Here is an 11,977-nt window from a genome sequence, read left to right on the forward strand (position 1 = left end):
CAAAAGACGAAGGGCCGGTGCCCCCGGGCTCGACGCTCGGGAGGACCGGCCCTGATTCGCGTTCACGGCCCCTCATCGGGGCACGGCGCCCCTCATCGGGGCGGTGAAGCGAGCCACTACTCCGCCGTGAGCAGCTTCTGGGCGTGAGCGTGGGCGAAGATGTTCTGCAGGTTGATGTTGCCCTCGGGGGAGATGGAGTCGCTCACCTTGTTGGCGATGCCGCCGACCGTCTGGGCCAGGTCGCCAATCTTGGAGATGGTGGGCATCGCCTTGGCGAGGAAGCCCAGGCCGCCCAGCGGGCCGCCGGCGACGAAGGACAGGGCGTTGTCGAGGAACTTGTCGGCGAAGGGCTTGATGAAGTTGCCGATGCCGAAGGGCAGCTTGTCCAGGACGTTGCCGACGAGCTTCTTGATGGGCTCCATCAGCTTGCTGAGCGGCTTCTGGATGAAGTCGGTGACCTTGCCGACCACGTCGGCGATCTTGCCCACCGCACCCGCGGCCTTGCCCAGCAGCTTGCCGATTCCGCCCAGCTTGTCCTTGATTCCGCTCAACAGACCCATGTGAGAAACCTCGTTTTGTATCCAGCCGCGAGGACCGGAAGGTGTTTGTCAGGAGCCCCCCGTGAGGGGGAGTACAAAAGGATTATCGGGGGGCGAATTTCCGAGTTGCGTCGGGGATTAATTGATTCTTCCGCCGCCCTTGCGGACCTGGTCCATCAGCTCCTGGCTCTTCGCGCTGTCCACGGTGGCCTGCTTCTGGCCCTCGGTGCCCGAGAGCGAGGGCTTGCCCGCGCCATTCGGGGAGGCGTCGAAGCCGGAGCGATCCAGGCGCACCGTCTCCAGGCCGAGTTCCCCATTGGCGCCGGCGAGGAAGAACTTGCCCACGTCCTCGGCGCTGGGCGGGTCGTAGCCGGCGGCGCGCAGCGCCTCGTCCGAAGCCACCTGGAGCTGGGGCTCCTTGTCCGGGTTCATCGCGTAGTCGACCACCTTGTCCGCGTAGGCGGCCAGGTCCAGGCCCACCGCCTTCGCGATGCGCTTGCTGTCGGGATCCTCCAGGACCTTGGCGCGGATCTGCTCGGCGGAGAGCGGCTTACGGGGCTTCTGCTGGCTCATCGGAAGGACTCCAATTCAAACCATCAAGAGGGAAGCCCGAAACTCTAGCCCAGCACTTGGGGTGCGGCCAGACACCGGCCATCCGTCAAGCAGGGGATGGGGTGCGCAGGGCGTCGAGGGTCCGGCGGTACACGGCCAGGTCCGCGTCGGAGAAGAGCACGGCCGTCACGCGCTCGAGGGAGGCAAGCCGCTCGAGCGCGGAGAGCATGGCGCGCAGGGCGATGGGGGCCGCCTCCTCGATGGGAAAGCCGTACACGCCCGTGGCGATGGAGGGAAAGGCCACCGAGCGCAGGTCATGCGCCTCGACGAGCGCGAAGACCTGGCGGTAGCAGTTGGCGAGCAGTTCGCGCTCGCCGTGTTGCCCCCCGCGCCACATCGGGCCCACGGCGTGGATGACATAGCGGGCCGGCAGGAGCCCGGCGCCGGTGATGCGGGCCTCCCCCATGGGACAACCCCGGAGCTTGCGGCACTCGGCGCGCAACCGCGGCCCGGCCGCGCGGTGCAGGGCGCCGTCCACGCCCCCCCCGCCCATGAGCGAGGCGTTGGCCGTGTTCACCAGCGCGTCCGCGGCCACCGTCGTGAGGTCTCCGCGCATCAACACCAGCCGGTCCGTTGAAGAAGAGGCGTCGCTCGAAGGGGCGTCACTCATGGGTGGCTCCTGGCAATGTGCCCCTCGGGCGGGGGTCCGGGCAAGCAAGCCGAACACCCCGGTTTGACGCGGCGCTTCCAGTCCCAGGGTCCATGCATACCTTGTCCGGGCGTCCAAACAACGCACGACAGCTCACATGATAGGGAGGGACACGGACATGGCGACTCTCAAGGCGCGCCTGGTGGGGAAGTTGAAGCAGGTGGCGGTGAAGGCGGGAAACCGAGGCGTCCACTATCTGGTGGAAGGCACCACCGCGGCGGCCAAGGCCGTGGACAAGCTCCAGGCGACGCTCGCCCAGAAGGCCGAGGCGGAGCAGCCGCTCGAGACGCCCCTGGAGAGGAGCGAGCGGACCCGGCCCCAGGCACCCGGCATCAGCGTCCAGGCCCAGGCCACCGCGGAGCGCATCCTGGAGGAGGCCCGGGCGGTGGAGCAGCGCATCCGGGGCGCGAGGCCCGCGCGCAACCCCCTGCGCATCTCCGTCTCGGCCGAGCCGGAAGCCCCGCGGCCCTCGACGAAGTCACGCAGCCAGGGGCGCAAGACGACGGCCTCGGCCACGGCGCCCAAGCGCGTCACCGCCCCGGCGGGCGGATTCAAGGCCAAGCGCGGCCAGAAACACGGCCACTGACGGCCGCCTCAGCCGCGAGTCACCTTGGGGGAGGCGGCGCGGGGCGCGGAGCGGCTGTGCATGCGGCCCGTCTTCACCGAGATGCCCGCCGCCTTCATCTGCGCGGCCTTCTCCGCGGCCAGCCGCTCGGCCTCGGCCTTGCGAGCGGCTTCCTCGGCGGCGAGTTGCACGCGGCGCTGGGCCACCCGCTCCCGCATGCCCTCGGCCGCCAGGTCCACATGGGCCCGCTGGAGCCGGTAGAGCAGGTCCTCGCGCAGGGTGCCCTTGCCTCGCGCGGGCTCCACCCCCCCCGACAGTCCCACGACCACCTTGGGCCGCTCCTCCTGCGTCTGCAGGCAGCGCACGATGAGCCCCTGGGCGACGAAGTTCAGCCGGGCCACGTCGGGGATGAACACCACCCCCCGGGGGCGCTTGAGGGCCTCGGTGACCTGCTCGTTCTGGCGGACTTCCACCAGCGCGCCTTCCTGAAGGAAGTTGCGCGCCGCCACGGTGGCCCACGTGCGCCGCTCGTCCTCGGTTCCCCCCGTCAGCAGCACCGACGCCCGGTTCGCTAGCAGCTCCTCTTCACCATACCCCCTCGGTGTCAAAGGCGACCTCCCTGGTCATGACCGCTCATGGACAGACTTTAGCGCAAGGAGGGGTTATCCGTCGAACCCGGAAGAGCACTCGCGGGCCGGAAAACCGGCCTCGCGCGCTCGAAAACGCCTACCGCCCGGTAGGAACGGGGTGCCCGTCGTAGTTGGTATGATCCTGATTGGAGCCATTGCCTCCCCTCAATCCATCCTCGCCGTAGGACTGGAGGAAGGGTTTCTTCCCATCGCTCGCGTAGGCGTAGGGGTGGCCCCAGGGGTCCGTGGGCACCGAGGAGAAATAGCGGGGCACGAGGAAGGACAAATCCCCCTCCTCGGGGATGGAGCCATGCTCGGCCCGGTACTCCTCGAGCGCGGAGCTGATGCGGGCGAAGTCGGCGTGGGCCTGGTCCTGGCCGGGGTCGTGCTTGCCCGTCAGACCGAGCCACACGGCCAGGCCGATGAGCACGGGGGCCAGGGCCAGGAAGAACACCATCGGGTGGATGCGGCGCGCGGGGGCGCTCTTCGGATTCGGGGAGCTCGGAGGGGCGGCGGTCACCCCTCGGGGACTACCACAGCGCGCGGAAGAGCGGCACCGGATGGGGTTTGCCCTTGAGTCGCACGGGTGGCAACTCCTCGAAGCCCGCCTCATGGCCAGGCAGGACGGCCACGGTGCGCTCGCCCACGAGGATTTCCCCCGGGCCGGCCAGGGCACACAGGCGCGCGGCCACGTTCACCGCGTCCCCGATACAGGTGTACTCGGCGCGCACGGCGCCCCCGATGTTGCCCGCCACCGCCACGCCCGTGTTGATGCCAATGCCCAGCTCCAGCGTGAGCGGCCGGCCCTGGCGCGTGGTGGCCCACTCCGCCTCGGCCTTCTGGCGCAGCTCGCCCATGAAGACCATCATCATCTTCGCGGACTGCAGCGCGCGCAGGGCGTCGTCCGAGCGGAACACGGGCGCGCCGAACACCGCCATCAGCCCATCCCCGAGGAACTTGTCCAGCGTGCCCCCGCAGGTGAGCACCGCGTCGGACAGGCCGCCCAGCACCTGGTTGAGCACACCCACCGTCTGCTCGGGCGGCAGGCTGTCCGCGAGCCCCGTGAAGTTGCGGATGTCCGCGAAGAGCGTCGTCACCTCGCGCTTCTCGCCCGTGAGCACCACCGAGTCCGGGCTCTTGAGGATTTCCTCCACCACCGCGTCCGAGGTGTAGCGGGCGAAGAGCTTGCGCATGCGCTCGGTCTCGCCCGTGCGGCGCATGACGCTTTCAATCCGCGCGGCCAGCTCGTCCATGGAGGCGGACTTGTTGACGTAGTCGTCCGCGCCCGCGCGCAGGCCGCCCACGCGCTCGGCCTCGTTGTCGTTGGCCGTGAGGATGATGACGGGCATGGCCCGCGTGGGGCCTTCCTTGAGCCGGCGGCACAGCTCCACCCCGTCCAGCCCCGGCATGTCCAGGTCGCTCAGCACGATGGCCGGCAGCACCTTGTTCACCTGCTCCAGGGCCTCGTAGGGATCCTGGAAGCACACCACCTCGTAGCCGAGCGAGACGAGCCCGTCCTGCACGAAGGCGCACGCGAGCGGACTGTCATCCACCACCATGACGCGGTGGTGGCCCTCGAGCGGCTGGGTGCGCGGCTCGGGCTCCGGACGGCCCGCGCGGCCCTGCAGGGCGAGCCCCTCGTAGAGCTGCTTGTAGGAGCAGTAGCCCTGCTCCACGAGGATTTCCCCCAGCTTGCGGCCCGAGCGGCGCTGGTGGGCGAGCGCCTCGTCGAGCTGGGTGACGGTGAGGTACTTGAGCCCCACGAGCACTTCGCCCAGCGGCGGCTGGATGGGGAGCGCCCCCGGGGGCGGCGCGTTCAGGCCGAGCGCCTCGCCCAGGGCCGATTGAATCTGCTCGCGCGTGACGTAGCCGAGCGAGATGAGCGCCTCGCCCAGGCGCTGTCCGTTGAGGGACTGCAGCGCGAGCGCTTCCTCGATCTGGTTGGGCGTGACGATGCCGAGCTTGAGCAGGAGCTCGCCAAAGAGCGGACTGTCCACGCGCCCCGGGGCGGCCGGGGCCGCGGTCGGCACGTTGTCCAGGGTCGGACGGGTCAACGGATGCTCTACCTCCGTGAGGGGTGATTCCAGACGCGCCGAGCCTACCCCAGCGCTCCGCCGGGGTCACACTCCCGATGGCTCCCCGGTCCCCCTCGAACACAGACAGACGGGAAAGTTCCGCCTACTCTCGCGGCAGCTCCACGGTGAAGGTGGCACCCTCACCGGGAGCGCTGTGCACCTGGATGGAGCCCCCGTGCGCGTCGATGATCTCCCTTGAGATCCACAACCCGAGACCCAGGCCCGTGAACTGCCGGTCCGTCACGGCGCGCTCGAAGCGCTCGAAGATGCGCGGTTGATCCACCGGCGCGATGCCAATGCCCTGGTCCTTCACCACCAGGCGCACCGCCCCCCGGCCGCCCCTCTCCACGCGCACCTCCACGGGCCGGCCCCGTCCATACTTGGCCGCGTTGGACAGGAGGTTGCCGAGCACCTGCTCGAGCCGCACCCGATCCCACCGTCCCACCACCTCCTCGTCCGCGATCAGCCGCACCTCGCTGCCCCCCCGGCCCAGCGCGTCCGTCATGCGCCCCACCGCGTCGCGCGTGAGCTGCGCCAGGTCCATCTCCTCGCGCTCCAGCTTCAGCCGCCCGGAGGTGATGCGCCCCGCGTCCAGCAGCTCGTCCACGAGCGCCCCCAACCGCTCGCTCGTCCGCTCGGCCCGGGCCACGCGCTGGGCCAGGTCCTGCGACGCGGCCACGTCCCGCGTCATGCGCCCGAGCATCTGGATCTGCAATCGGAGCGCGCTCAGCGGCGTCTTGAGCTCGTGCCCCGCCACCGACAGGAAATCATCGCGCAGGCGCACCGCCTCGGTGACGGCGACAAAGGCCCGCGCGTCCGCGATGGCCAGGGCGGCGCGCTCGGCCAGGCCGCGCAGCAGCAGCCCATCCTCCTCGCCATAGGGCCAGTTGCCTCCCGCCACGTCGCGCACCACCCCGAGCGTGCCGAACACCCGCTGCTTGGCCACGAGCGGCACCACCAGCAGGCTCTGGGCACCGTAGCGCTCCAGGAAGGGCAGGTACTCCGGCAGCCCCCCCGAGGCCCGCGCCGTCTCCGCGTCCACGTCCGGTAGCAACACCGCCTGCCCCCGCAGCACGACGCCCCCGTGCAGGCCATCCCCCAGCCGTTGCCGCCGCGCGTGCACCGTGCCCGACAGCAGCCAGCGCGCCTCGGGGTCCGGGTGGTGGATGGCGACGGGCTCCAGGAAGGCGCCCTCCTCGCACGAGAGCTGCAACACGCACCCGTCGCCCATCACCTCGGACACCTTGTGGGCGATGACGTCCAGCACCGCGGGCAAGTCCAACCCCGCCTCGGCCAGCATCCGGTCCACGTCCACGAGGACGCGCAGGCGCGACGCGTGGCGCCGGGCCTCGGCCTCCGCCTCGCGCGCCTCGCGCAGGAGCCGCGCGTTGTCGATGGTCAACCCCACGCGCACCGCCACGTCCCCCGCGAGCGAGCGATCCGCCGCGGTGAAGGGCGTGCTCGAGGGGCCTCGGACGAAGGACATGACCCCCAGGGTGCGATGGCGCGCCACCAGGGGCACCACGAGGAGCGAGCCGCCCTCGGACTCCGGGCCTCCGTCCGCCGCGGCCGGGTCGGACACGCCAAGCCCCGTGAGGAGCTGGGCACGGCCCGAGCGCACCACCTCGGTGATGGCCGAGGGGCGGGCGCGCTCGGGGGTACAGGCCTCGAGCGCGGCGGTGCGCGGCATGCGCTCGGGCCACGCGTGCCGCACAGTGAGCCGCCGCAGGGCGCCGTGCGCGTCGAGGAAGTCCACCGCGCACCAGTCCGAGAAGGCCCCCACCGCGAGCTGCGCCACCGAGGACACCGCCGTCTCCCATTCGACCGGGCCGGAGAGCATCGTCCCCACGTCCGCGAGCAGCCGCAGCCGTGCGTCCGCCGCCTCCGCCAGGGCCCTCGCCGCGAATCCGGCCTCGTCCAGGCATCCGGAAGGCCCCTCCGCCGCCACCGGGGCCGCGCCCTGCCGGACGCGCTCGAGGGCCAGACCCGCGAGTTGCGCGAAGAGGGCGAAGCGCCGCCGCTCCTCCCCGGAGAAGTCACGCGGCGCCTCCGCGCACCCCAGCAACATTCCCAGACAACTCCCCCTGGCGCCGCGCACCGCATGGACCAGCGAGGCCTCCCACGAATCCTGGACGCCGTCGGACAGCGCCTCGGGCATGGGGCCCGGGGCCGCCTGCGTCGACAGCAGCCCATCCGCGCCCAGCCAGGCAATGGCCACGCGCTTCAATCCCAACGCCGCGGCGGCGGCATGCACCACTTCCCGCAACATGGCCGTGCTCGCCGGAGCCAACGCGAGCCGCTCCAACGCATGCGACATGCGCTCCACGACGGACATGACATCTTCTTGGGGCATTCGCATGCCCACCCCCCCGCCCGGACTGAACTCCCCCCCCGGACGAGGCCCCAGCCTGTCATGACGGGTGACGTTTGCCTACCCACTCCCGCCCCGAGCGTCCAATCCGAGATGGTGGCTCTTCCAGGGTGGGCGGGTTGACGGCTCCCTTCAAGGCTCGGAGCGGGCGGGCGGGTGGCGGGAGGAGGCGCGCAGGGCCTCGGGAAAGTCCAACTGCGCGACGAGGCTGTCGGCGAGGCGCTGGGTGCAGTCCTCGGGGGCGGTGGGCAGGAGCGCGCATTGACGGCGGGCGAGCCCCTCCGGACCGGCGATGGCTCGGTCCAGCCGCTCGAGATAGGTCTTCCAATCCTCCCGGGAGAGTTTGCGCTGGGGCAGGGCGGACGCCCTCACGGCCGCCTGGGCGGGCGCGCGGGCCGCGCTTCGCCGCGCCCGATCCCGGTAGTCGAGCAGGGATTGGCGCGTCGTCTCCGCCGGGCCTCCCTGCGCCCGGAAGACGGCATCCAAGGCGCTCCAGTGCCCGCGCGCCCAGATGTCCGCGTAGAAGCCCCGCCAGGAATACTGACGCTGCCGGCACTCACTCATCGTGAAACCATACCCCGTGCCCATGGAGCGCTCGCCCGAGGTGAGGTCCACCCAGTTGGCCTCCTCCAGGGTGGAGCAGGCCTCCACCACCCAGCGGTCATAGTCCGCTTGCAACGCCACGGCCTGTTGGACGGCCGCCGGCCGGGACTTCTTGAGGGTCAGCAACGCCTTGCCGAGCGCCCGCTCCATGGCCTTGCGCAAACACTCCGCGTGTTGCTCCTCCATGACCTTCAGCTCGACGTTGGACTCGGGTGTCTGCTTTGGAGGAGGACAGGCCCGGCGGCTCCACCCCTCCAGGGAGGGAGGCGTGGCCGACAACAGGACGGCGAGTGGAAGCACGAGCATGCCGCCCGCTCTAGCATGGGGCTCAAACGGCCCTCATCCCCCCCGGGCCGCCAGATGAACACTCGAAAACGCTCGCTAGCGGCCCGTGGGCGGCGTGAGTTCCGTACGCACATCCCACAGCTCCGGGAAGAAGCGCAGGTCCAACGCCTTGCGCAGGAAGCCCACTCCCGAGGAGCCGCCCGTCCCGGACTTGAAACCGATGACACGCATCACGGTCATCATGTGGCGGTAGCGCCACAACTGGAAACGCTCCTCCACGTCCACCAGCTTCTCGCACATCTCGTAGGCGTCCCAATGCCGCTCGGGGTCCTGGTAGATGAGGCGGAAGACCTCCACCACCGCGTCGCTCTTCTCATAGGGCTGACGCCAATCCCGCTCGATGCGATCCCCGGGGACCGCATGGCCCTTGCGCGACAGGTGCCGCAGGAACTCGTCATAGACACTGGGTGAAGCCGACAGCCGCTCTAATTGAGCGTACTCGTTGGACAAATGGCGGAAGGGAGCGAGCGTTGCTTCATTCTTGTGGCCGAGCAGGAACTCCAGGGCTCGGTATTGATGGCTCTGGAAGCCCGAGGCCTGCCCGAGCGCGCCGCGGAACTCCAGGTACTCGTTGGGGGTGAGGGTTTCCAGGACACTCCACTGCTCGAAGAGCATCCGTTGGATGTGTCCCACCCGGGAGAAGATCTTGAAGGACGGCTCGAGCTCGTCCTTCTGGATGTAGCGGATGACGGCCGTCAGCTCGTGCACGAGCAGCTTCATCCATAGCTCGCTCGTCTGGTGCTGGATGATGAACAGCAGCTCGTCGTGGTGGGGAGGCTGCGAGCGAGGGACCTGCGCGGAGAGCAATCGATCCAGCTGCAAGTACTCGCCATACGTCGTCCGACCCGCCAGGTCGGTGAAGATTCCAGGCTCCAGCTCACGCTTGTTCATGAGGATGAGCATGGCGAGCCCCCCCGAGGCCCGCAAGGACCGGACTCGCCCCCGAGGGGAAAATCCGGTCCGCCTTCCGGCTCACGGCACCGGAAGAGGGGGCATCACCCCGCGTTCTTCTGGGCCTCGGCGAGGGCCTTGGCGGCGGCGCGGCCGCGCGGCAGCTTGATGTCTTCCACGCTGTTGGGAGCCGCGTAGTCCTTCCACTCGGAGGGGCGGCGGTTGGTCTTCTCGAGCATGCGCAGCTTCTGGTAGTGCGCGGCGCAGTAGCCCTTGGTGCGGCTGGGCTTGCCACAACCCTGGATGGCGCAATCCCGCGCGCCACCCTCGTCCGCCGGCTTGCGGCCGCGGCGCTTGCCACCGGCGCTCGAGCTGGAAGCGGCGGGAGCCGCGGCGCTCTTGGGAGGACGGCCCGGGCTGCGGCGGCCCGCCGCCGGAGCGGACGCGCGGCCGCCGCCACTGGCGACACCAAACAGGGGACCCACGGCGCTGGCCAGGGGCGCGAGCTGCTCGGCCACGCTGCGCAGGCTGTCGAGGTCAGACGTGCCCGCCTCCAGCCGGGAGACCAGGTCGCGCAGCGGCTTGAGCTGCGCCTCGATCTCGTTACGAACCATCTCTCGGAAAGCCTTGTCGACCGACATGCGGGTGGATCCTCTGCGTTGGTGATGGGCCGCCTCGTCTCGGGCCGGCGCATCGTGGGGATTTGCTGTTGGGGCTGTTCTACACAACAGCTGACCAAACATAACGCCATAAAGACACGTTTTGTCGATTAAATTGAAGTAAATGTCGCGAGTGGCACGCCTTGGACTGCTACATCTGCACATCCGTTCAGCCCACCCAGACGAAGACAAAGTGCCTGCGTGGCGCATCTGGTTTCCGGCCGCAAAGCCTCGCGTGGGGCAACCCTGACCCGTCAGGACAAGGAGGACCCTCCCTCCGAACGCGTGCGTTCCACTCCGCGTCGGGGTCCTGCGTGGTTGATTCGGGAGTAATCCAACACTCCCCGCGACTTCTGGGCAGGGGTTGGCGGGGAGGCGGGCGAGCACGAATCCGTCCCGAGGAGGTGCCGTCCCAACGGGCAATCCCCAACTTCATTCCCCGTGGAGACCACCGAGAATCCCTTGCGCCGTGCGTTCTTCCGCCTCGCCGAGACGGGCGCCGCCCTCTCCGCGCGCTATCACCGTGCCCAGCTCCTGGAGACGAAGCACCTGCCCCCTGCCGGCCCGGTGCTCCTGGTGGGCAATCACGGCCTCTGGGGATACGAAACACCTGCCTTCTTCCATCTGTTACACCGCGCTACAGGCCGTTACCCACAGGGATTGGCCGAACGGGGCTTCTTCAAAATCCCCCTGGTGAAGACCTTGCTGCCCTGGCTGGGTGGAGTGGAGGGCACGCGGGACAACGCCCTCGCCGCCCTGAGAGAGGGCCACCTCGTCGTCTGCTATCCGGGGGGTGCCTGGGAAACCTTCAAGAAGCCCCGCCATCATTACACGCTGCGTTGGGAGGGCACGCTCGGCTTCGCGCGGCTGGCCGCCCGCGCCCAGGTGCCCATCATTCCCTTCGCGGGCTATGGCGTGGATGGCACCTTCGTCTGTCCCGAGGATGAACGCTGGCACGTTTCACTCGCACCCGGTGAGAAATACCGCGTTCCCCTCGGGCTGGGATTGGGGCCCCTTCCCCTGCCCGTGCGGATGACCTTCGTGCTCGGCGCGCCGCTGCTCCCCCCGCGCGCGGACGCCTCGGATGAGCAATTGCAACACTTCCGCGAGCGCATCGCCTCCCGGGTGCGCCACCTCCTCGTGCGAGCCTGTCATGCCTGAGGCCTCCCTCCCCCCCGCTCCCTCCTCGTCCCCCCCGGCGCCTCCACGCCTCGTCCCCGCGCCCGGGGAGATCCAGCACGGCTATGAATTGCCGTGCGAGGAGCGGCTCGTCCGAGGGGCTCCCACCCGGCTGTTCACCTTTCCCCAGGGGAGCACGGACCCCACTCGCACCGTCGTCTGTCTGCCAGGGCTCGGCGCCTCGGGCCGCTCCTTCGCGCCCATGCGTCCGCTCGCCCCCGACTGGCGGCTGCTCCTGTGGACGCCGCCCCCGCACACCCCGCTGACCCATACCCCGCTGCAATGGAATGTCGCGTCATTGGCGCATCCGGACGCGGGATTGCCCGGGCGCTTCGCCCTGGTGGGCTCGTCCTTTGGCAGCCTCGTCTCCCTGGCGTTCGCCCTCGAGCACCCCGAGCGGCTCAAGGCCCTGGTGCTCGTGTCTCCCGTGGCGAGCGTGCAACGCATCCGCCGGGGCGCGGTGGCCCTGTCCACCCTGGTGCGCATTCCCAAACCCTTCGCCTTCCTCTTCGCTCCCACCGTGGCGCGAGTCATGGGCGGGCGCTACCTGCCCCCCGAGGGGCGCGCGGAGATCGTCCGCGAGGCGCGCCGGCTCTCGCCCCTGGAAATGCTGCGACGGCTCAAGGACATCCTCGACGCGGACTACCTGGAGCGGCTCGAGCAACTGCGCGTGCCCACGCTCGTCCTTCACGGAGGCCGAGACAAGCTCGTGCCCCTGTCCTCCGCCCGGGACGTGGCGGCCCGCATTCCTGGCGCCCGCCTGGAAGTCCTGCGCGAGGCCAGCCACCTGCCCTACATGAGTCACACCGACGCCTTCAATGCCTTCGTCGGCGACTTCCTCTCCCAACACGACACGTGAG

13 protein-coding genes are annotated in these 11,977 nt (G+C 69.8%); 3 read left to right on the top strand and 10 right to left on the bottom strand.

The window, feature by feature from the left end:
• Nucleotides 1–116 precede the first annotated feature (116 nt).
• The 3 genes from MEBOL_RS15570 to MEBOL_RS15580 all read right to left on the bottom strand — a co-directional run bounded on the left by MEBOL_RS15570 (nucleotide 117) and on the right by MEBOL_RS15580 (nucleotide 1,761).
• Entirely contained in the window at nucleotides 117–560 is a 444-nt protein-coding gene (locus tag MEBOL_RS15570; protein WP_095978172.1) for a hypothetical protein, read from the bottom strand.
• A 117-nt stretch (nucleotides 561–677) separates the two neighbouring features.
• The gene (locus MEBOL_RS15575) at nucleotides 678–1,112 is read right to left on the bottom strand and encodes a hypothetical protein (protein ID WP_095978173.1); all 435 of its coding nucleotides are present in this window, start codon (nucleotides 1,110–1,112) and stop codon (nucleotides 678–680) included.
• Nucleotides 1,113–1,197: 85 nt separating this feature from the next.
• Complete coding sequence (locus MEBOL_RS15580) at nucleotides 1,198–1,761, bottom strand: O-acetyl-ADP-ribose deacetylase (RefSeq protein ID WP_095978174.1); 564 nt, start codon at nucleotides 1,759–1,761, stop codon at nucleotides 1,198–1,200.
• A 157-nt stretch (nucleotides 1,762–1,918) separates the two neighbouring features.
• Here MEBOL_RS15580 and MEBOL_RS15585 point away from each other — a divergent pair, with 157 nt between their 5' ends.
• A complete protein-coding gene (locus MEBOL_RS15585; RefSeq protein ID WP_095978175.1) occupies nucleotides 1,919–2,386 on the top strand; it encodes a hypothetical protein in 468 nt (155 codons plus the stop codon).
• 8 nt (nucleotides 2,387–2,394) lie between these two features.
• Here MEBOL_RS15585 and MEBOL_RS15590 read toward each other — a convergent pair whose 3' ends face one another.
• The 7 genes from MEBOL_RS15590 to MEBOL_RS15620 all read right to left on the bottom strand — a co-directional run bounded on the left by MEBOL_RS15590 (nucleotide 2,395) and on the right by MEBOL_RS15620 (nucleotide 9,920).
• Entirely contained in the window at nucleotides 2,395–2,973 is a 579-nt protein-coding gene (locus tag MEBOL_RS15590) for a Fis family transcriptional regulator (protein ID WP_095978176.1), read from the bottom strand.
• Nucleotides 2,974–3,091: 118 nt separating this feature from the next.
• Nucleotides 3,092–3,514, bottom strand: a complete 423-nt coding sequence (locus MEBOL_RS15595) for a type II secretion system protein GspG (protein WP_245919796.1) — start codon at nucleotides 3,512–3,514, stop codon at nucleotides 3,092–3,094.
• 10 nt (nucleotides 3,515–3,524) lie between these two features.
• A complete protein-coding gene (locus tag MEBOL_RS15600) occupies nucleotides 3,525–5,024 on the bottom strand; it encodes an adenylate/guanylate cyclase domain-containing protein (RefSeq protein ID WP_245920075.1) in 1,500 nt (499 codons plus the stop codon).
• 148 nt (nucleotides 5,025–5,172) lie between these two features.
• The gene (locus tag MEBOL_RS15605; protein ID WP_095978178.1) at nucleotides 5,173–7,404 is read right to left on the bottom strand and encodes an ATP-binding protein; all 2,232 of its coding nucleotides are present in this window, start codon (nucleotides 7,402–7,404) and stop codon (nucleotides 5,173–5,175) included.
• Between the two features lie 168 nt (nucleotides 7,405–7,572).
• On the bottom strand, nucleotides 7,573–8,349 hold the full coding sequence (locus MEBOL_RS15610; RefSeq protein ID WP_095978179.1) for a hypothetical protein: 777 nt from the start codon (nucleotides 8,347–8,349) through the stop codon (nucleotides 7,573–7,575).
• A 75-nt stretch (nucleotides 8,350–8,424) separates the two neighbouring features.
• On the bottom strand, nucleotides 8,425–9,291 hold the full coding sequence (locus tag MEBOL_RS15615) for a tryptophan 2,3-dioxygenase (RefSeq protein WP_095978180.1): 867 nt from the start codon (nucleotides 9,289–9,291) through the stop codon (nucleotides 8,425–8,427).
• A gap of 92 nt (nucleotides 9,292–9,383) precedes the next feature.
• Nucleotides 9,384–9,920: a cell wall protein gene (locus MEBOL_RS15620; protein ID WP_095978181.1), complete on the bottom strand. Its 537-nt coding sequence runs from the start codon at nucleotides 9,918–9,920 to the stop codon at nucleotides 9,384–9,386.
• A 480-nt stretch (nucleotides 9,921–10,400) separates the two neighbouring features.
• Between MEBOL_RS15620 and MEBOL_RS15625 the strand changes: the two genes are divergently transcribed.
• Together MEBOL_RS15625 and MEBOL_RS15630 are read left to right on the top strand one after the other, a co-directional pair.
• On the top strand, nucleotides 10,401–11,099 hold the full coding sequence (locus MEBOL_RS15625) for a lysophospholipid acyltransferase family protein (RefSeq protein WP_245919797.1): 699 nt from the start codon (nucleotides 10,401–10,403) through the stop codon (nucleotides 11,097–11,099).
• Nucleotides 11,092–11,976, top strand: a complete 885-nt coding sequence (locus MEBOL_RS15630; RefSeq protein ID WP_095978183.1) for an alpha/beta fold hydrolase — start codon at nucleotides 11,092–11,094, stop codon at nucleotides 11,974–11,976. The genes MEBOL_RS15625 and MEBOL_RS15630 overlap by 8 nt, the downstream gene beginning before the upstream one ends.
• Nucleotide 11,977: the final 1 nt, after the last annotated feature.

Source organism: Melittangium boletus DSM 14713 (genome assembly GCF_002305855.1).
GTDB classification, from domain to species: Bacteria; Myxococcota; Myxococcia; order Myxococcales; family Myxococcaceae; genus Cystobacter; species Cystobacter boletus.

Excerpts from the sequence above, each read along its gene's own strand:
- MEBOL_RS15585 (WP_095978175.1), top strand. The coding sequence starts at position 1,919 with ATGGCGACTCTCAAGGCGCGCCTGGTGGGGAAGTTGAAGCAGGTGGCG.
- MEBOL_RS15620 (WP_095978181.1), bottom strand. The coding sequence starts at position 9,920 with ATGTCGGTCGACAAGGCTTTCCGAGAGATGGTTCGTAACGAGATCGAG.
- MEBOL_RS15575 (WP_095978173.1), bottom strand. The coding sequence starts at position 1,112 with ATGAGCCAGCAGAAGCCCCGTAAGCCGCTCTCCGCCGAGCAGATCCGC.
- MEBOL_RS15615 (WP_095978180.1), bottom strand. The coding sequence starts at position 9,291 with ATGCTCATCCTCATGAACAAGCGTGAGCTGGAGCCTGGAATCTTCACC.
- MEBOL_RS15610 (WP_095978179.1), bottom strand. The coding sequence starts at position 8,349 with ATGCTCGTGCTTCCACTCGCCGTCCTGTTGTCGGCCACGCCTCCCTCC.
- MEBOL_RS15630 (WP_095978183.1), top strand. The coding sequence starts at position 11,092 with ATGCCTGAGGCCTCCCTCCCCCCCGCTCCCTCCTCGTCCCCCCCGGCG.
- MEBOL_RS15580 (WP_095978174.1), bottom strand. The coding sequence starts at position 1,761 with ATGAGTGACGCCCCTTCGAGCGACGCCTCTTCTTCAACGGACCGGCTG.
- MEBOL_RS15570 (WP_095978172.1), bottom strand. The coding sequence starts at position 560 with ATGGGTCTGTTGAGCGGAATCAAGGACAAGCTGGGCGGAATCGGCAAG.
- MEBOL_RS15605 (WP_095978178.1), bottom strand. The coding sequence starts at position 7,404 with ATGTCCGTCGTGGAGCGCATGTCGCATGCGTTGGAGCGGCTCGCGTTG.